An 18,630-nucleotide genomic window follows, 5' to 3' on the forward strand; every position below is an offset into this window, starting at 1 on the left:
GCCGCAACCGGCTACCCCTGTTTGTGGCTCGCCCTGCCTAGGACACGATGTCCTTCCGCCGGAACCCCCGGAACGCCAGGGCGACCAGTACGAGCGCGTACGAGACGGACAGCGAGGCGCCCTGCAGCATCCCGCCCCACTCCAGCCGCGGCTGCAACGCGTCCGCCCAGGCGTACTGCCAGTGCGCCGGCAGCCACTCCCGCAGGGAGCCGAGCGCCGTCACGGCGTCCAGCACCCCGGTGATGATCGAGGCGAAGACCGCGCCGCCGACCGCGCCCAGCGGCGCGTCGGTCACCGTGGAGAGCCAGAACGCCAGGGCCGCCACGACCAGTTCGCCGAGGAACACGAACGCGACCGCGATCCCGAGCCGCGGCAGGGCCTCGGCCGCGGGCAGGCTGACGCCGGTGGGCAGCTTGAGGTCGCCCCAGCCGTAGGCGAGGGTGCCGGCGACCAGGCCGACCAGCGGCAGCAGGACCAGGGCGGCGGCGGAGAAGGCCAGTCCGACCGTCAGTTTCCGGGCCAGCAGCCGGGCCCGGGGCACCGGCGCGGCCAGCAGGTACCGCAGCGAGGACCAGCCGGCCTCGCTGGCCACGGTGTCCCCGCAGAACAGCGCGACCGGGATCACCAGCAGGAAGCCGGTGCCCATGAACAGCACGGTGGCGGCGAAGTTCGGCCCGGAGGCGGTGGCGAGGTCGATGAAGGTGGTGCGGTTGTCCCGGTTGGGGGTGCCGCCGATCTGGAAGGCGGCCAGCACGATGAGCGGCATCGCCGCGAGCACCCCGCCGACCACCATGGTGCGCCGCCGGCGCAGCTGCCGGACGGCCTCCACCCGCAGCGGCAGGGTCCGCCCGGGCCGGTAGCCCGCGGCCGCCGCGGTACCGCCGTCACCGACCCGTACGCCGGTCCCACTCATGCCGCACCTCCGATCAGGGACAGGAACGCGTCCTCCAGCCGCCGCTGCGGCCCGACCCGTTCGACGGGCACGCCGATCCGCAGCAGCTCCGCCAGCAGGTCGGTGGCGGACAGCCCGTCGAGCCGGACCACCAGGCCGTCCTCCTCGGCCGCGGCCGAGGCCACCCCGGGCAGGTCGGCGATCTTCCCGGCCGCCGCGGCCAGCTCCTCGGGCCCGTACCCGGGTGCGGTGCCGACCAGCAGCTGCTCGCCGGCGCCGGTGATCTCGCCCACCGGTCCTGCGGTGATCAGCCGGCCGCGGTCCATCACCACCAGGTGGGTGCAGCTCTGCTCGACCTCGGCGAGCAGGTGGCTGGAGACGATGACGGTCCGCCCGGCGGCGGCGTACCGGATCATCACCTCCCGCATCTCGCGGATCTGCGGCGGGTCGAGCCCGTTGGTGGGCTCGTCGAGGATCAGCAGGTCGGGCAGGCCGAGCATGGCCTGGGCGATGGCCAGGCGCTGCCGCATGCCCTGGGAGTAGGTGCGGACGGCCCGGTCGAGGGCCTCCCCGAGGCCGGCGATCTCCAGCGCCTCCGCCAGGTGGGCGTCCTGCTCGGGCCGGCCGGTGGCCTGCCAGTACAGCCGCAGGTTGGCCCGGCCGGTGAGGTGCGGCAGGAAGCCGGCGCCCTCGACGAAGGCGCCGACCCGGGAGAGCACCGGCGCGCCGGGCCGGACGGCGTGGCCGAAGATCCGGATCTCGCCCTCGTCCGGGGTGATCAGGCCCATCAGCATCCGCAGTGTGGTGGTCTTGCCGGCGCCGTTGGGGCCGAGCAGGCCGAGCACCTGGCCCTGCTCCACGGTGACGTCCAGCTCGCGGACGGCGTACCGGTCGGCGGAGCCGCGGTAGCGCTTGCTGAGGCCGGTGATCCGCAGCGGGACGCCGGCCAGGGCCGGGTCGGGCACGGGGGTCCGGCCGCGGCGGCGGCCGGTGACCAGCCCGAGCAGGCGGCCGCCGGCCAGCAGCAGCACGGCCACCGCGACGGCGGCCAGCGGCAGCAGCCAGGTCCGGGCGGGCAGCGGCGCGGCCTCGGTGCGCAGCCCGTCCACCACCGGGACGGTCAGCGGCGCGGGCGCGGAGATCCGGTACGTGGCCGGCTCGGCCGGCGAGTGGTAGGCCAGGTCGCTGGTGGCGAGGACCAGCCGCAGCCGGTGGCCGGACTCGAAGGTGTGGTCCACGGCCGGGAGGACCACCTCGACGGTCCGCCCGGCGGCGGCGTCGGCGCCGGTGACCCGCAGCGGGGCGACCAGTTGCTGGGGCAGCGTCTGCTTGCCGTCCGGGCCGAGGTCGTAGAGCTTGGCGAAGAGCACGGCGTCCGGCCGGTCGGCCCGGACGGTGACCGGGACGGTGGGGGCGCCGGTGAGGTGCAGCGGCCCGTCCAGCGGCGCCGAGTCGAAGTGCGCGAACTGTCCGGGGAAGTCGAGGGCCAGCCCGCCGCCGACCGAGGCCAGTTGGGACAGTGCCCCGATCCCGGGCAGGGTGGAGAGGTTCGGCGGGGAGCCGCCGGGCGGGTTGGCGACGGTCTGCTCCGCGCCGCTGAGCGGGACGGTCCGGGTGGAGGTGCCATCCAGGCCGGGGTACGCGTCGGCGTCGGCCCCGCGCAGCACGGCCTGGAAGCCGGTGGAGTCGACCCCGCCGGTCCGGGTGAGCCGGAACGCCGGACCGGTGTCCGCGTCCTCGCCACGCAGGTGGCGGTCGAACCAGGCGGTGACCCGGGCGTCCACCCGCTCGCTGGTGTCGGTGCCGCCGTCGTGGCCGCCCGCGAACCAGTCGACCGCGACCGGCGCACCGTTGGCGGCGACCGCGCGGGCGATCTCGTCGCCCTGGTCGAGCGGGAAGAGCGAGTCCTGCTGGCCCTGGACGACCAGGGTGGGCACCTTGATCCGGTCGGCCACCGAGGAGGGGCTGGACCGCTCCAGCACCGCGACCGCGTCGGCGTCGGCCCGGCCGGAGACGGCGACCCGGTTGTACAGGGCGCACAGCTCGTCCAGGAACCGGCCGCAGCCCACCGCCGCGGAGCCGGCCTCCGCCGGGCCGCCCACGGCCGGGCCGCCCGCTGCCGACCCGCCCGCCTGCTGACGGCCCGTCGACCCTGCGCCGGCACCGGCACCCGCGCCGGACGCGCCCAGGCCGCCCGCCGAGCCGGTGGTGAAGAAGATCCCGGCCCAGAGCTTCTTGAACACCCCGTCCGCCGGGCCGCCGTCCGCCACCCCCTGCGGGAACAGCGCCTGGGCCAGGTTCCACCAGGTGACCTGGCTGGCGACCGCGTCGATCCGCGGGTCGTAGGCGGCGCCGAGCAGGGCGGCCCCGCCGCCGTACGAGGCGCCGGTGATGCCCACCCGGGGGTCGTTCGGGCCGTCCAGCCGCACCTCGGGGCGGGCCGCCAGCCAGTCGACCAGCCGCTTGACGTCCTCGATCTCCCGGTCCGGCGCGTCCAGGCCGATCTTCCCGCCGGACCGTCCGAAGCCGCGGGCCGACCAGGTCAGCACCGCGTACCCGGACCGGGCGAGCTGCACGGCGCGCTCCCGCTCGCTCTCCTTGGAGCCGCCGAAGCCGTGCGCCAGCAGGACGGCCGGGCGGGGGCCGCCGCCGGCCAGGGTGAAGAACGAGGTGTCGATCCGGACCGCGGCCGTGCTGCCGGGGGTCTCCGGGAGTTCGAGGAATCGGTCCTCCTGACGCACCGTCGCCGGGGAGCCCGAGGCCACCCCGAACGTCCCGAGCGCGACCACCAGGGCCGCCGCAAGCCCGGCGCCCACCGCCCGCCGTCCCTTCGGCCTCCTGCGCCACACGCCACCGAGCATCATGGTCACCGATCCTAGGTCCGTTCGAGGTAGGGAAGCCGTAAGCCCCCGGCCTGGCCGACCCCCTCGAACGGGATGATCGATTTCGGTGGACCGGCTCCCCGCCGCCCGCCAGGATGGCGCCATGGCATCCCGTGTTCACTTCATCACCACCGACTGCGCCGACCCCTACCCCCTGGCCCGGTTCTGGGCCGCCGTGCTCGACGGCTCGCTGCACGAGGACGACAAGCCCGGCGACCCCCAGGCCCTGGTCCGGGCCGATGGCCTCTCCCTGCTGTTCATCCAGGTCCCGGAGAGCAAGTCGGTCAAGAACCGGCTGCACCTCGACCTCCAGCCGCAGGACCGCACCCGTGACGAGGAGGTCGAGCGCCTGCTCGGCCTCGGCGCCGCGCAGCTCGCCGACCACCGCAACCCGGACGGGACCGGCTGGGTCACCATGACCGACCCCGAGGGCAACGAGTTCTGCGTGGAGCGCAGCGCCGCCGAGCGCGCCGCCGGCTGACCTCCGCTGCCGACGCCGCCCCGGGCACCGTGGCCGGCATGGCCCGCGCCCGGGGCGGCACCCGTCAGTGCCGTGCGATACCCAGCCCGGTGACCTGGAAGAACCCCCGGTCGTAGGCCCACGGGCTGCACCGGACGTCCTTGGCGCCGAGGTCCCGCTCCGGGTCGGTGACACCCCGGGCGACCAGCTCGGCGATGACCAGCTCCGCCGCCGCGGCGGCCGCCCGCTCGTCCGGGTCGGTGAACACCGCGCGCCAGCGCTTGCCGTGCCGCTGCCAGCCGGCCGCGGTCATCGCCCGCTCGCCCTCGGCCGGGTCGCCGGACCGGTCGGGAACGACCAGCTGGATGGCCCCGGAGGGCTCCAGGGAGACCCCCAGGATGCGGTTCCGGTCCCGCCGGTTCACGATCTTGAACTGGGCGCGCTCCCCGGGCACCTGGACCGGCAGCTGCTCCGCCCACGCCGTCAGCAGCACCTCCAGCCCCTCCCGCAGCTGCGGCACGGAGAGCGCCAGCCGCCCGCCGGGCAGCGTCACCGCCTCCTCCCCGGGCCCGCCGCGGTGCAGCTGCCAGGTGTACGGCAGGGTGGGGAAGTCCGAGGAGCCGTCGGAGGAGGGGCCGCCCCACTCGAAGGTGCCGAACTCCTGCTCCTCCAGCTCGCCGGTCGGCTCGCCCTCCAGCGCCACCCCCCGCCGGTCGCCGAGCAGCCGCAGCGTCCGGCTCTCGCTGCGCCAGCGGACGTCCGACCCGCTCGGGCCGCCGCCGAGGGTGGTGGGCTCGCCGAGCACGACGCGGACGGCGTCGTACAGCTCGTGGAAGGCGGCCCGCCGGTCGGCGAGCGTGGCGCCCTGGGGGTACGCGTACAGCCCGACGTGGTTGAAGCCGCCGGGGCCGAAGCGGAGCACCGACAGCTCGGGGCCACCCGGACCGGCGGTGAGCAGCGGGCTGACGGTGCCCTCCCGGACGGTCAGCTCCCAACCGGGGTTTGCGGCGGCGAGCCGCTCCAGCGCCTCCTGGTCGAAGGTGCCGGCGAGGCCGTCGTGGAGCAGCGGGGCGAGGGCGCCGGCCGCGTCCAGGAGCCGCTGGTCGAGCCGGTCGGCGACGGCCGCCGGGTGCACGGCGATCCAGGTCCGCGACTCGCTGCCGAGCAGCTGCAACACCCGGTCGTCCTGCCGCCAGCGCAGGCCGGTGCCGTGCTCGGAGGTCCGGTACGCGACCGGCTCGCCGACGGCGGACAGCGCGTCCACCACCTCGCCCCGCCACTGCCGCAGCTCGGACGCGGACGCCCCGCGGTGGTACGCGAGCGCGACCTCGGCCTTCCGGAAGTCCGGTCCCCGGTGGGCGCGCGGGGTGAACACCAGCTCCGGGCCGTGGTGGCGGCCCGGAGCCAGGCCGACGGCCAGCGAGTCCGGCAGGTCGCGGTGGACCTTCCACTCCGGGTGTTCCGCCAGCAGCGCGTCGACGCCCGCGCGCTGCCAGCCCCACCGGGTGTCGTGCAGGAGCCGCACGATCCCGGCGATCTCGGCCACACTCGCGGTCGGGCGGAGGGAGGTGTCTCGGTGATCCATGCCCGTGATCATCCCAGCCGGTGGTGACAGTCCGTCATCCGGTGGGGCGGGGAGCACGCCTAACCGCGACGCTTCTCGCGCTCCTCTTCCTCCTCGCGCTCCTCGATCATCTTGCGGGCGCGCGCCTCGGAGGCCTCGCGCTCCGCGGGCGAGAGGTGCTCGGCGGCGTCGCGCATCTCGGACAGCCGCCCGCCGATCGCGCCGAGGAACCGGTCCGACTCGATCAGCTCCTTCATGCCGACCCGGCCGCCGAGCACGTCCTTGGCCATCTCCTGGAGCTCCCGCCCCACCGACGGGTTGGCGGCCAGCACCCGCAGCGCCTTGTGCAGCGAGGCCGCCTGCGCCGGGTTGTCGGCGACGTCCAGCAGTTCGTCGTCCTCGATCTCCCGATCAACGCCCATGTGTCCGCTCCCCCGGGTCCTCGCGCACGACTTCGGCGCGGACGGGCCGCCCGGCCCGTCGAGCTCCGATTCAAACACGCCGGCGCCGGGCCGGTCACTCCCGCCCCGGACCGGCCCCCACAGGCCGCTTGACACACCGTCGGCCGGGGGCCCCTCCGGCGGCACCCCGCAGCGGCGCGGCGGCCCTACAGCACCCGCGTCATCGTCCGGTGCGGGATCCCCGCGTCCTCGTACACCGCCCCCTCGGCGGTGTACCCGAGCCGTTCGTAGAACCCGAGCGCCTGCACCTGCGCGTGCAGCTCCAGCTCCACGGCGCCCCGCTCCCACCCGGCCTGCTCGATCGCCCGGACCAGGGCGGCCCCCAGCCCGGTGCCCCGGGCGGCGGCCACCACGGCGAGCCGTCCGAGCAGCACCCGCCCCTCCACGCCGGTGAGCTCCAGCGCCTCGGCGCCGAAGATCAGCCGCCCGGTGCCCAGCGGGCTGCCGTCCCCGGCGAGGGCGAGCAGGTGCACCGAGGTGGCGTCGTACGCGTCGTACTCCAGCTCCTCGGGGACGTTCTGTTCCTCGACGAAGACCTCCCGCCGGACGGCCCGGACCAGCTCCAGGTCGGCCTCGGTGACGGCCACCCGGATGTCCGCGCGGGCGTCGGCCCCGGTCATCAGCTCTCGGCCGAGATCACGTCGAGGGCCTTGCGCAGGTCCGCCGGGTACTCGCTCTCGAACTGCACCCAGCGGCCGTCGGAGGGGTGCTCGAAGGCGAGGGCGACGGCGTGCAGCCACTGCCGGGTGAGGCCGAGGCGCTTGGCCAGCGTGGGGTCGGCGCCGTAGGTGAGGTCGCCGACGCAGGGGTGCCGCAGCGCGGACATGTGCACCCGGATCTGGTGGGTGCGGCCGGTCTCCAGCTTGATGTCGAGCAGCGAGGCGGCCCGGTAGGCCTCGATCAGGTCGTAGTGGGTGACCGACGGCTTGCCGTCCCGGGTGACCGCCCACTTCCAGTCGGAGCTGGGGTGCCGGCCGATCGGGGCGTCCACGGTGCCGGACAGCGGGTCCGGGTGGCCCTGGACGAGGGCGTTGTACCGCTTCTCGGTGACCCGGTCGTGGAACTGGCGCTTGAGGTCGGAGTAGGCGCGCTCGGACTTGGCGACCACCATGATCCCGGAGGTGCCGACGTCCAGGCGGTGGACCACGCCCTGGCGCTCGGCGGCGCCGGAGGTGGAGATCCGGTACCCGGCGGCGGCGAGGCCGCCGATCACGGTCGGGCCGGTCCAGCCGGGGCTGGGGTGGGCGGCGACGCCGACCGGCTTGTCGATGACCACGATGTCCTCGTCGTCGTGGATGATCCGCATGCCCTCGACGTGCTCGGCGACGACCTGGACGGGCGCCACGGGCGACGGGATCTCGACCTCCAGCCAGGCACCGGCGGTGACCCGGTCGGACTTCCCGGCCACGCTGCCGTCCAGCGTCACCTTGCCCTCGGCGGCCAGCTCGGCGGCCTTCGTCCGGGAGAAGCCGAACATCCGGGCCAGGGCGGCGTCGAGTCGCTCGCCCTCCAGGCCGTCGGGTACGGGGAGGCTGCGGGTCTGCGCTGCGGTACTCACCCGTACGAGTATGCCGGACGGCCCGGCGGGCCCTCGCCGCCGGTCACCCGCCGCTCACCCCGTCGCCGGTCGTCGCCGGTCGCCCGTCGCCGTCCGGGCCGCCGCCGGCCCCGCGGCTACTCGCCCTTGGCGGTGTGGTGGGTGGAGCCGTCCGGGTTGGAGCCGCGGAAGGAGAGCAGCACCACCAGGATGCCGCCGCAGACGATCGCCGAGTCGGCCAGGTTGAACACCGCGAAGTGCTGCACCGAGATGAAGTCCACCACGTGCCCGCGGAACACCCCGGGCGAGCGGAACAGCCGGTCGGTGAGGTTGCCGAGGGCACCGCCGAGCAGCAGGCCGAGCGCGATCGCCCAGGGCAGGCTGTACAGCTTGCGGGCGATCCGCCAGATCACCACGATGACGGCGGCCGCGATCGCGGTGAACACCACGGTCATCGCCTGGCCCATGCCGAAGGCGGCCCCCGGGTTGCGGATCACCTGGAAGGTCATCACGTCCCCGATCACCCGGATCGGCGAGCGGCCCTCCAGCCTGGCCACCACCAGCAGCTTGGAGGCCAGGTCGATCACGTACGCGAGCAGCGCGACGCCGAGCAGCACGCCGATCCGGCGGCGCCGGATCCGGGAGCGGGCGCCCTCGGCCGCGGTGGCCCCGCCGCGGGCGGGCACCGAGGCCCCGTCCGCGCCGGACGGGCCGTCCGGGTGCGCGGTCCGCTCCCGCGCGGGCTCCGGCTCGTGCGGCGCCCGGGCGGTGGGGACGGCGTCGTCCTGCGTCTGGGGGGAACCTGGAGTGCTGATGATCCGCTCCGCTGCCGATGGGCCCCCCGGCCGGAGGCTGGGGGAGTGCCGACGTTACGGGGACGAGGGTACGGCAACCACCGGCCCCGTGACCTCGGCGACGGGAAGGGCCGGGGCCTACCGGCGCTCCTGCTTCGCCTTGCAGGTCACGCAGAGCGTGGCCCGCGGGAAGGCCTGCAGCCGGGCCTTGCCGACCGCCTGTCCGCAGGACTCGCAGAGGCCGAAGCCGACGCCCTCCAGCCGGGCCAGCGCGCGCTCGGTCTGGGCCAGGCTGTCGCGGGCGTTGTTGGCCAGGGAGAGCTCGCTCTCCCGGTTGATGTTCTTGGTCCCGGCGTCGACCTGGTCGTCCCCCGCGCCGTCGTTGGAGTCGCGCATCAGACCGGTGATCGCCGCCTCGGAGGCCTCGATCTCGGCGCGCAGCCGCTCCAGGTCGGTGTTGAGCTCGTCGTGCAGCTCGGCCACCTCGGCCGCCGTCCAGGGCTCCTCGCCGGGCCGGACCGGCAGCTCGGCCGGGTCGACCGACTCGGCGCCGCCGGCGGCCCGGGCACCCGTGCCCGCGGGCGCGTGGGAGCGGCTGGTCGCCGCGGTGTGGCCGGTGCTGGTGCTGGTCTTACGCCGTGTAGTGCTCACGGTCCCCTCCCCTGAGTCTCCCGCCACGGCCGTGCGCGACCTCTTGGTCGCGGTCCCTGTTGCCTTGTCAGCCATGGCTTCGACCTCATTTACGAATGATTCGAACCGCCGGTTCCCGACGATCTCCAGTGCCGGAACGATAATCCCCATCGAATCCGGTCACAACGGGACATACCGATTCGCAGCATTGATCCCACCCGGGCAGCCGCCCGTGCAAGAACGCTGCCCAGGTTGTGCCCAGATCGTCATCGGATAACCACCCGCGGACCCCGGGATGGAACCGCCCGGCGCGCGAATCCCGCTTGCCGGGGCCGATACACTGGGCCTGCAAGGCGCAGACGGGACGAGTACCGACGTACGCAGCCAGCAGCGACCCGGGGACGGTGCGAGCCCGGGGGTGTGCGCGGCGGGAAGATCACCCCGAGCCGCCGGAAGAACAGCCGCGGGGGCGGTGTCCCCGGGCCCAGTAGAACCGGCAGCACAACGAAACAAGAGGGCCGCGAGCACCATCCGCGGTCAAGGAGGGTGGTACCGCGGGACGGCATGCCGTCTCGTCCCTCCGGAGGATCCAGCCCACGCATCCGCCGGAGGTAGACGCCCGCGATGAGCACCTACAACCCCGTCCCCGCGCAGGTCGACCTGCCTGCCCTCGAACACCAGATCCTGAGTTTCTGGCAGGACAACAAGGTCTTCCAGCGCAGCCTGCAGCAGTCCGAGGGCCGCCCGGAGTGGGTCTTCTACGAGGGCCCGCCCACGGCCAACGGCATGCCCGGCGCCCACCACATCGAGGCCCGCGTCTTCAAGGACGTCTTCCCGCGCTTCCGGACCATGAAGGGCTACCACGTCGCCCGCAAGGCCGGCTGGGACTGCCACGGCCTCCCGGTCGAGCTGGCCGTGGAGAAGGAGCTGGGCTTCTCCGGCAAGCAGGACATCGAGGCGTTCGGCATCGCCGAGTTCAACGCCAAGTGCCGCGACTCGGTGACCCGGCACACCGACGAGTTCGCCAAGCTCACCGAGCGGATGGGCTACTGGGTCGACCTCGACGAGGCGTACCGGACCATGGACCCGTCCTACATCGAGTCGGTCTGGTGGTCGCTGAAGCAGATCTTCGACAAGGGCCTGCTGGTCCAGGACCACCGGGTCGCCCCCTGGTGCCCGCGCTGCGGCACCGGCCTGTCCGACCACGAGCTGGCCCAGGGCTACGAGACCGTGGTCGACCCCTCGGTGTTCGTCCGCTTCCCGCTGACCGGCGGCCCGCTGGCCGGCGAGGCCGCGCTGCTGGTGTGGACGACCACCCCGTGGACCCTGGTCTCCAACACCGCCGCCGCCGTGCACCCGGAGGTCACCTACGTGGTGGCCACCGACGGCACCGAGCAGCTGGTGGTCGCCGAGCCGCTGGTCGGCAAGGCCCTCGGCGAGGGCTGGGAGCCCACCGGGCAGTCCTTCACCGGCGCCGAGATGGAGCGCTGGGCGTACCGCCGCCCGTTCGACCTGGTCGAGATCGAGAACGCGCACTACGTCCTCAACGCCGACTACGTCACCACCGAGGACGGCACCGGCATCGTCCACCAGTCGCCCGCCTTCGGCGCCGACGACCTCGCCACCTGCCGCCGGTACGGCCTGCCGGTGGTCAACCCGGTGCTCGCCGACGGCACCTTCGCCCCCGAGGTCCCGCTGGTCGGCGGCCAGTTCTTCAAGAAGGCCGACGAGGCCCTGGTCAAGGACCTCCAGGCCCGCGACCTGCTGTTCCGTCACCTCCCGTACGAGCACAGCTACCCGCACTGCTGGCGCTGCCACACCGCGCTGCTCTACTACGCGCAGCCGTCCTGGTACATCCGCACCACCGCGGTCAAGGACGCCCTGATCCGGGAGAACGAGAACACCAACTGGTTCCCCGAGAACGTCAAGCACGGCCGCTTCGGCGACTGGCTGAACAACAACATCGACTGGGCGCTCAGCCGCAACCGCTACTGGGGCACCCCCCTGCCGATCTGGCGCTGCGAGGAGGGCCACCTCACCTGCGTCGGCTCGCTGGCCGAGCTCTCCGAGCTGACCGGCACCGACCAGTCCGGGCTGGACCCGCACCGCCCGTACATCGACGACGTCACCTTCCCCTGCCGCAGCTGCTCCGGCACCGCCGTGCGCGTGCCCGAGGTGATCGACGCCTGGTACGACTCGGGCTCGATGCCCTTCGCCCAGTACGGCTACCCGTACCAGAACAAGGAGCTGTTCGAGAAGCGCTACCCGGCGCAGTTCATCTCCGAGGCGATCGACCAGACCCGCGGCTGGTTCTACACGCTGATGGCGGTCGGCACCCTGGTGTTCGACAAGTCCAGCTACGAGAACGTCGTCTGCCTGGGCCACATCCTGGCCGAGGACGGCCGCAAGATGTCCAAGCACCTGGGCAACATCCTGCAGCCGATCCCGCTGATGGACCAGCACGGCGCCGACGCGGTCCGCTGGTTCATGGCCGCCGGCGGCTCGCCCTGGTCGGCCCGCCGGGTCGGCCACGGCACCATCCAGGAGGTGGTCCGCAAGACCCTGCTGACCTTCTGGAACACCGTCGCCTTCCAGGCCCTGTACGCCCGCACCGCCGGCTGGGCGCCCTCCGCGGCCGACCCGGCGCCGGCGATGCGCCCGCAGCTGGACCGCTGGGTGCTCTCCGAGCTGAACACCCTGGTCCGCGAGGTGGACGCGGCCCTGGAGGCGTACGACACCCAGCGGGCCGGCAAGCTGCTGTCCGCCTTCGTCGACGACCTCTCCAACTGGTACGTCCGCCGCGGCCGCCGCCGCTTCTGGCAGGGCGACGCCGCCGCGCTGGCCACCCTGCACGAGGCGCTGGAGACGGTGACCCGGCTGATGGCCCCGCTGACCCCGTTCATCACCGAGCGGGTCTGGCAGGACCTGGTCGTCCCGGTCGTCCCGGACGCGCCGCTCTCCGTCCACCTGGCCTCCTGGCCGGTCGCGGACGAGAGCCTGGTCGACGCCGAGCTGTCCCGGAACATGGCGCTGGTCCGCCGGCTGGTCGAGCTCGGCCGCTCCACCCGCGCCGAGTCCGGGGTGAAGACCCGTCAGCCGCTGTCCCGGGCGCTGATCGCCGCCCAGGGCTGGGACGACCTGCCCGCGGACCTGCGCGCGCAGATCGCCGAGGAGCTCAACGTCTCCACCCTGGAGTCGCTGGCCGGCGTCGGCGCCTCGCTCGTCGACACCTCCGCCAAGGCCAACTTCCGTGCGCTGGGCAAGCGGTTCGGCAAGGGCGTCCAGGACGTCGCCAAGGCGGTCGCCGCGGCGGACGCCGCCGTCCTCGCCGCCGAGCTGCGGGCCTCCGGCACCACCGGGGTCGAGCTGAACGGCGAGCGGGTCGAGCTGTCGCCGGACGAGGTGATCATCACCGAGACCCCGCGCGAGGGCTGGGCCGTCGCCAACGAGTCCGGCGCCACCGTCGCCCTCGACCTGGCCATCACCCCGGAGCTCAAGCGGCTCGGCGTCGCCCGCGACGCCATCCGCCAGATCCAGGAGGCCCGGAAGAACTCCGGCCTGGACGTCGCCGACCGGATCGTGCTGCGTTGGCGGGCCGCCAACGAGGAGACCGCCGAGGCCATCGCCGAACACGGCCAGCTGGTCGCCGACGAGGTCCTCGCCACCGACTTCGCCGCCGGCGCCGCCGACTGGGAGTCCGAGAACTTCACCGACGAGACCCTCGGCCTCGCCTTCCAGCTCCGCAAGGCCTGACCCGCCAAACCGCCCCCACAGGGGCGCGGGCCCCTGCGCCACCGGCCACCCAGGCCGGCAGCCAGCCCCGCGCCCCTGCCGCACAGCCGGCCCCTCCCACCCACGCGGGCCCTGGAGCCTCGCCTCGCACCCCCGTGATCGGCCCACCCCGCGAGGATCACCACATCCGCGGTCGGCCTCGCAGTTCCCCGAGCCCCTGACGGGCTCGCGCCGCACGGGACCCCCCAGCCCCTGACGGGCTCCCGCCGTAAGAAGGTCACGAAAAAACGAGGGCGCCCCCGCCGTGAGTCATCTCACAGTGGGGGCGCCCTCGATGGTCCTGCTTAGTTGTCGCCGTCCTCGTCGATGAGGAAGCCGCGCATCGGGGCGGGAGCCTGCTGCATCGGCTGCGGAGGCTGCGGACGGACCGCCGCCATCGGCTGCGTCATCCCGGCCGGGGCCATCGCCGCGGCGCCGGTCCCGTTCGCCGACGGGCCGCCGAAGCTCGGGGCACCGCTGCCGCCGCCGAAGGAGTTCTGGCCGCCGAACGACGGGGTGCTGCCACCGAAGGACGGCTGGCCGCCGAAGCTCGGGGAGGCCGAACTCATCGAGGAGGCACTCGTCGAGGAGATCGAGGAGGTAGCCGGCGGGAGCGAGGCGGTGGCCGGGAGCCGCGGCGGGGCCAGCGAGTCGTCGGCCTGGGACTCCAGCTGGCGCAGCTGGGTCTCCAGGTACGACTTCAGGCGGGTCCGGTACTCGCGCTCGAAGGCCCGCAGGTCCTCGACCTTGCGCTCCAGCGTCGCGCGGGCGGACTCCAGGGAGCCCATGGCCACGCGGTGCTTCTCCTGTGCGTCCCGCTCCAGGGCGTCGGCCTTGGAGCGGGCGTCCCGCTCCAGGCCCTCGGCGCGGCTGCGGGCCTCGCCGACGATCTTGTTGGCCTCGGAACGGGCCTCGGAGATCGCCTGGTCGGCGGTCTGCTGCGCGAGCGCGAGCACGCGGGCGGCACTGTCGCCGCCGGGGGCCTGCTGCTGGCCGGGGATCGGACCGCCGAGCGGGCCGCCCATCTGCTGCTGCATCGGGCCGCCCATCGGGGCGAGCTGCTGCTGGCCACCCATGGTCTGACCCATCGGCGGCTGGCCCATCGGACCGGGCTGACCCATCGGGCCACCCATCGGCTGCAGCATCTGGCCGCCCATCGGCTGCACCAGCTGCTGCTGGCCGCCCATGGTCTGGCCCATCTGCTGCGGCTGGCCCATCGGGGCGAGCTGCTGGCCACCGGGGCCGGGCGGGAGCTGCGGGGCGCCGGAGGGCAGGCCGAGCGGCTGGTTGCCCATCGGCGGCTGGCCCATCACACCGGGCTGACCCATCTGCGGACCGGGGCCCTGCTGCTGGCCGGGCACCGGCGGGCCGGATATGGCCGCGGGCACCGGAGCGCCGGGCCGCGCGTCCTGCGGCGGCTCCTTGCGCATGTTGGCCTGGTTCTGCGCAGCGGCACGCGTCGCGGCGGCCAACTTGGCCCGCAGGTCCTCGTTCTCGCGCAGCAGGCGGGTCAGCTCGGCTTCGACCTCGTCGAGGAAGGCATCGACCTCGTCCTCGTCATAGCCTTCGCGCAGCCGGACGGTCGTGAACTGCTTGTTCCGAACGTCCTCGGGGGTCAATGGCATCTCTTCACCTCAACGTGATCGTCGGCACACCGGCATCCTGTCGCATCGCTCAGAACGACAGGCGCTGCACGAGCGAGATCAGGACATACACAATGATCATCAGTACGAAGAAGGACAGGTCGAGCGCCACGCCCCCGAGACGCAACGGCGGGATGAATCGCCGAAGAAGCTTGAGCGGCGGATCCGTGACAGTGTACGTGGCCTCCAACACCACGACCATGGCCTTCCCGGGCCGCCACGAACGGGCGAACTGGAAGACCCAGTCCATGACCAGTCGGAAGAGCAGGATCAGCAGGAAGACGGTCAGTGCCCAGTAGAGCACCTCCCCGACGATCCCCATCTCGTCTTCCTCCCTGGCCCCCGGCCTGATTTCCGTCCATCACACACTGTCGATCGATCCACACGTAAAGTCGTGGCCGGGTCAGCTCTGGTTGAAGAACCCACCCTCGGCGATCCGAGCCTTGTCCTCCGCCGTGACATCGACGTTAGCAGGAGACAGCAGGAACACCTTCTGGGTCACGCGCTCGATACTGCCGTGCAGACCGAAGACGAGTCCAGCGGCGAAGTCTACGAGCCGCTTCGCATCGGTGTCGTCCATCTCGGTCAAATTCATGATCACAGGGGTGCCGCCGCGGAACTGCTCACCAATGGTTCGGGCCTCGTTGTAGGTGCGAGGGTGCAGGGTGGTGATGCGGTACGGCTCTCGTTCGTTCACGACCTTGGGCATGATCACCGGGGCACTCTTCTCCAGGTTCTGGCGGCGGTCGGATGTGATGGACGACACTGGTGCCATCCGCGGGGCCTCCTGCCGGATCGGCACGGCGGCCGGCACCGGCTGGGGTGCGATCTGGGCGACCGGCGCGGGAGTCGCGGCGGGCGCGGCCGCGGCCGGACGGAGGTCCTCCGTCCGGCCGGTCCTGATCGGCTCGGGGTCGCTGTCGTAGTCGTCGTCGGGGTCGTACCCCTGGCCGTCGTACGTCTCGTCCTCCACGAGGCCGAGGTAGACCGCCATCTTGCGCATCGCGCCGGCCATGCTCCTGTCTCCTCCGCGCTGTGGTGGATCGGCTCCGACTCCGGGTCTGAAACGCCTGCGGGCTCCGCGCGCTCGCCTCACGGGGCGTCAAGCCGACGGCACGTCAGGCGACGGTTCGCGGAGGTGCGATCCACTGGGTTGGCCAGCAGCCGGGAAAGCTGCTAGGTTCTGTCCTATTTTGTCCTGCAGTCTGATCTACTTACCCGGTGACGTTACCGGAGCGGTGACCGCACGCCGAGTACCGCCGTTCCGATGCGCACGTGTGTCGCCCCGGCCGCGATCGCCTGCTCGAGATCGCCGCTCATCCCTGCCGAAACCATCGTGGCAGCCGGATGGACCGCGCGTACGGCGCTTGCGATTTCCATCAGCCGCGCGAAGGACGCCGCCGGATCGCCGGCCAGCGGGCCCGCCAGCGGGGCCACCGTCATCACGCCGTCCAGCCGCAGGCCGGGCGCCCCGGCGATCTTGTCGGCCAGCGCGAGGACGTCCTCGGGGGCCACCCCTGCCCGGTGCCCGCCCTCGCCGTGCTCCTTGTCCAGCGCGACCTGCACCAGGCAGCCGAGCGGCGCCCGCCCGTCGCGGACCACGGCCGCCGAGAGCGACTCGACCAGCCGGTCGCGGTCCACCGAGTGCACGGTGTCGGCGTACCGGAGCACCGAGCGGACCTTGTTGGTCTGCAGCTGCCCGACGAAGTGCCAGGTGAGCGGCAGGTCGACGCAGAGGTCGGCCTTGGGGGCGGCGTCCTGGTCGCGGTTCTCGGCGACGTCGGTGACGCCGAGTCCGGCCAGCAGGGCGCTGTCCTCGGCCGGGTAGGTCTTGGTGACCACGATCAGGGTCACCTCGGACCGCTCGCGGCCGGCGGCGGCGCAGGCGTCGGCGATCCGGCGCTCGACCACCTCCAGGTTCTCGCCGAGCTCCTCGTACCGGGCGCGCTGCCGGTCCGTCAGGGAGGCGAGCCAGCGGCCGAGGGCGACCGCGTCTCGGGCCGGGGTGCCCGGGAACGGTCCGAAGATGTCGTTCGTCATGAGAGTTCAGAGCCCAACCAGACGTAGCTCGCGAGCCGACCGGTCCGCTGCTCGCGGCGATAGGAGTAGTGGTCGTCCGACTCAAGGGTGCAGACAGATGATCGCACCACCTCGGTGACGCCCGCCTCGGCCAGCTGGGCCGCGACTCCCGCCGGCACGTCCAGCGCCGGCGTGCCCCAGGAGGTCTCGGCGTGGGCGGCCGGCACCAGGGCGGCGACCTCGGCGCGGAGTCCGGCGGGGACTTCGTAGCACCGGCCGCAGACCGCCGGGCCGGTGGCCGCGGTGATCCGCTCCACCGAGGCGCCCAGCTCGGTCATCGCCCGCACCACCGCGGGGACCACCCCGGCGGCGAGGCCGGGCCGGCCGGCGTGCGCGGCGCCGACGATCCCGGCCACCGGGTCGGCGAGCAGGACCGGCGTGCAGTCCGCGGTCAGCACCGCCAGCGCGAGCGGGCGGTCGGTGACCACCGCGTCCACGGTGGGGCCCTCCCCCGGGCGCTGCCGTTCCGTCACCACATGCACCTCGGCCCCGTGCACCTGGTTCATCCAGACCACGTCCGCCGGGTCGAGCCCGAGTTCCCGGGCGGCGAGGGAACGATTCTCCCGGACGGCCGCCGGGTCGTCCCCGACCGCGCCCCCGAGATTCAGCTCCCCGTACGGCGCGGTGCTCACCCCGCCCCACCGGCTGGTGAAGGCGAAATGAGCACCGCTACTGCTGAGACGAGAGATCACGTGGGAATGTCTACTTGAGGAAATCCGGTACGTCGAGTTCCTCGGCCGGGCTCTCGACGTACGGCTGGCGGACCGGCTGCACCTGCGGCGGCACCGGGGCCGGCGCGGTGGTGGCCGGCGCCGAGGTCTCGGCCGGGCGGGAGCCCTCCTCCGAGCGGGCGGTCACCGAGCCGATCGACCCGTACGAGGGGCGGGTGGCCGGGCGCTCCGGGGCCGCGGGCGCGGTGGCGGCGGCGGACTTCACCACCGGCTCGCGCACGATGGCCGGCGGCTGGCCGCCGTCGAACCCGGCCGCGATCACGGTCACCCGGACCTCGTCGCCGAGCGCGTCGTCGATCACCGCACCGAAGATGATGTTGGCCTCGGGGTGGGCCGCCTCGCTGACCAGCTGGGCCGCCTCGTTGATCTCGAACAGGCCGAGGTCGGAGCCGCCGGAGATGGAGAGCAGCACGCCGCGGGCGCCGTCAATGGACGCCTCCAGCAGCGGCGAGGAGATGGCCATCACGGCGGCCGCCTTGGCGCGGTCCTCGCCGCGGGCGGAGCCGATGCCCATGAGCGCCGAGCCGGCGTCCGACATCACGGACTTGACGTCGGCGAAGTCCAGGTTGATCAGGCCGGGGGTGGTGATCAGGTCGGTGATGCCCTGGACACCGGAGAGCAGCACCTGGTCGGCCGAGCGGAACGCGTCCAGCACGCTGACCTGGCGGTCGCTGATCGACAGCAGCCGGTCGTTCGGGATGACGATCAGGGTGTCGACCTGCTCGCGCAGGGAGGCGATGCCGTCCTCGGCCTGGTTGGCGCGGCGGCGGCCCTCGAAGGTGAACGGGCGGGTGACCACGCCGATGGTCAGCGCGCCGAGCGAGCGGGCGATGTTGGCCACGACGGGCGCGCCGCCGGTGCCGGTGCCGCCGCCCTCGCCGGCGGTCACGAAGACCATGTCGGCCCCCTTGAGGACCTCCTCGATCTCCTCGCGGTGGTCCTCCGCGGCCTTCCGGCCGACCTCGGGGTTGGCCCCGGCGCCGAGGCCCCGGGTGAGCTCGCGGCCGACGTCGAGCTTGACGTCGGCGTCGCTCATCAGGAGGGCCTGCGCATCGGTGTTGATCGCGATGAACTCGACGCCCTTGAGCCCGACCTCGATCATCCGGTTGATGGCGTTGACACCACCGCCGCCGATTCCGACGACCTTGATGACCGCGAGGTAGTTCTGGGGTGCTGCCACGTCGAA

General features: G+C 73.4%; 16 protein-coding genes. 2 read left to right on the forward strand and 14 right to left on the reverse strand.

Going from position 1 to position 18,630, the window contains the following annotated elements; all coding sequences use genetic code 11:
• Positions 1-37: 37 nt before the first annotated feature.
• Both ABWK59_RS09710 and ABWK59_RS09715 read right to left on the reverse strand, forming a co-directional pair.
• The gene (locus ABWK59_RS09710; RefSeq protein ID WP_354639633.1) at positions 38-913 is read right to left on the reverse strand and encodes an ABC transporter permease; all 876 of its coding nucleotides are present in this window, start codon (positions 911-913) and stop codon (positions 38-40) included.
• The gene (locus ABWK59_RS09715; RefSeq protein WP_354639634.1) at positions 910-3,756 is read right to left on the reverse strand and encodes an alpha/beta fold hydrolase; all 2,847 of its coding nucleotides are present in this window, start codon (positions 3,754-3,756) and stop codon (positions 910-912) included. Before ABWK59_RS09715 ends, ABWK59_RS09710 begins: the two co-directional genes overlap by 4 nt.
• 121 nt (positions 3,757-3,877) lie before the next feature.
• On the opposite strand from ABWK59_RS09715, the gene ABWK59_RS09720 reads away from it, so the two are divergent.
• A complete protein-coding gene (locus ABWK59_RS09720) occupies positions 3,878-4,255 on the forward strand; it encodes a VOC family protein (RefSeq protein ID WP_354639636.1) in 378 nt (125 codons plus the stop codon).
• 64 nt (positions 4,256-4,319) lie between these two features.
• Here ABWK59_RS09720 and ABWK59_RS09725 read toward each other — a convergent pair whose 3' ends face one another.
• From ABWK59_RS09725 to ABWK59_RS09750, 6 genes are all read right to left on the reverse strand, one after another.
• Positions 4,320-5,819 carry a hypothetical protein gene (locus ABWK59_RS09725; protein ID WP_354639638.1) on the reverse strand — a complete coding sequence of 500 codons (1,500 nt, stop codon included), beginning with the start codon at positions 5,817-5,819 and terminating at the stop codon, positions 4,320-4,322.
• Positions 5,820-5,878: 59 nt separating this feature from the next.
• Complete coding sequence (locus ABWK59_RS09730) at positions 5,879-6,220, reverse strand: hypothetical protein (RefSeq protein ID WP_354639640.1); 342 nt, start codon at positions 6,218-6,220, stop codon at positions 5,879-5,881.
• Between the two features lie 185 nt (positions 6,221-6,405).
• A complete protein-coding gene (locus tag ABWK59_RS09735; protein ID WP_354639641.1) occupies positions 6,406-6,879 on the reverse strand; it encodes a GNAT family N-acetyltransferase in 474 nt (157 codons plus the stop codon).
• Positions 6,879-7,817 (reverse strand): RluA family pseudouridine synthase, encoded by a 939-nt coding sequence (locus tag ABWK59_RS09740; RefSeq protein WP_354639643.1) that lies wholly within the window; start codon positions 7,815-7,817, stop codon positions 6,879-6,881. The genes ABWK59_RS09735 and ABWK59_RS09740 overlap by 1 nt, the downstream gene beginning before the upstream one ends.
• Before the next feature lie 116 nt (positions 7,818-7,933).
• Entirely contained in the window at positions 7,934-8,614 is a 681-nt protein-coding gene (gene lspA, locus ABWK59_RS09745; RefSeq protein WP_354644889.1) for a signal peptidase II, read from the reverse strand.
• A 114-nt stretch (positions 8,615-8,728) separates the two neighbouring features.
• Entirely contained in the window at positions 8,729-9,241 is a 513-nt protein-coding gene (locus ABWK59_RS09750) for a TraR/DksA family transcriptional regulator (protein WP_354639645.1), read from the reverse strand.
• 603 nt (positions 9,242-9,844) lie between these two features.
• Between ABWK59_RS09750 and ileS the strand changes: the two genes are divergently transcribed.
• Positions 9,845-12,973: an isoleucine--tRNA ligase gene (gene ileS / locus ABWK59_RS09755; protein ID WP_354639647.1), complete on the forward strand. Its 3,129-nt coding sequence runs from the start codon at positions 9,845-9,847 to the stop codon at positions 12,971-12,973.
• 323 nt (positions 12,974-13,296) lie between these two features.
• Here ileS and ABWK59_RS09760 read toward each other — a convergent pair whose 3' ends face one another.
• From ABWK59_RS09760 to ftsZ, 6 genes are all read right to left on the reverse strand, one after another.
• On the reverse strand, positions 13,297-14,616 hold the full coding sequence (locus ABWK59_RS09760) for a DivIVA domain-containing protein (RefSeq protein ID WP_354639649.1): 1,320 nt from the start codon (positions 14,614-14,616) through the stop codon (positions 13,297-13,299).
• A 49-nt stretch (positions 14,617-14,665) separates the two neighbouring features.
• The gene (locus ABWK59_RS09765) at positions 14,666-14,956 is read right to left on the reverse strand and encodes a YggT family protein (protein ID WP_354639651.1); all 291 of its coding nucleotides are present in this window, start codon (positions 14,954-14,956) and stop codon (positions 14,666-14,668) included.
• 81 nt (positions 14,957-15,037) lie between these two features.
• A complete protein-coding gene (locus tag ABWK59_RS09770; protein WP_354639653.1) occupies positions 15,038-15,649 on the reverse strand; it encodes a cell division protein SepF in 612 nt (203 codons plus the stop codon).
• Between the two features lie 212 nt (positions 15,650-15,861).
• Positions 15,862-16,596, reverse strand: a complete 735-nt coding sequence (locus ABWK59_RS09775) for a YggS family pyridoxal phosphate-dependent enzyme (protein ID WP_354644890.1) — start codon at positions 16,594-16,596, stop codon at positions 15,862-15,864.
• Positions 16,597-16,670: 74 nt separating this feature from the next.
• Positions 16,671-17,405 (reverse strand): peptidoglycan editing factor PgeF, encoded by a 735-nt coding sequence (pgeF, locus tag ABWK59_RS09780; protein WP_354639655.1) that lies wholly within the window; start codon positions 17,403-17,405, stop codon positions 16,671-16,673.
• Positions 17,406-17,415: 10 nt separating this feature from the next.
• Positions 17,416-18,624, reverse strand: a complete 1,209-nt coding sequence (ftsZ, locus tag ABWK59_RS09785; protein WP_354639657.1) for a cell division protein FtsZ — start codon at positions 18,622-18,624, stop codon at positions 17,416-17,418.
• Positions 18,625-18,630: the final 6 nt, after the last annotated feature.

Source organism: Kitasatospora sp. HUAS MG31 (assembly GCF_040571325.1).
In the GTDB taxonomy this organism is placed as follows: Bacteria; Actinomycetota; Actinomycetes; order Streptomycetales; family Streptomycetaceae; genus Kitasatospora; species Kitasatospora camelliae.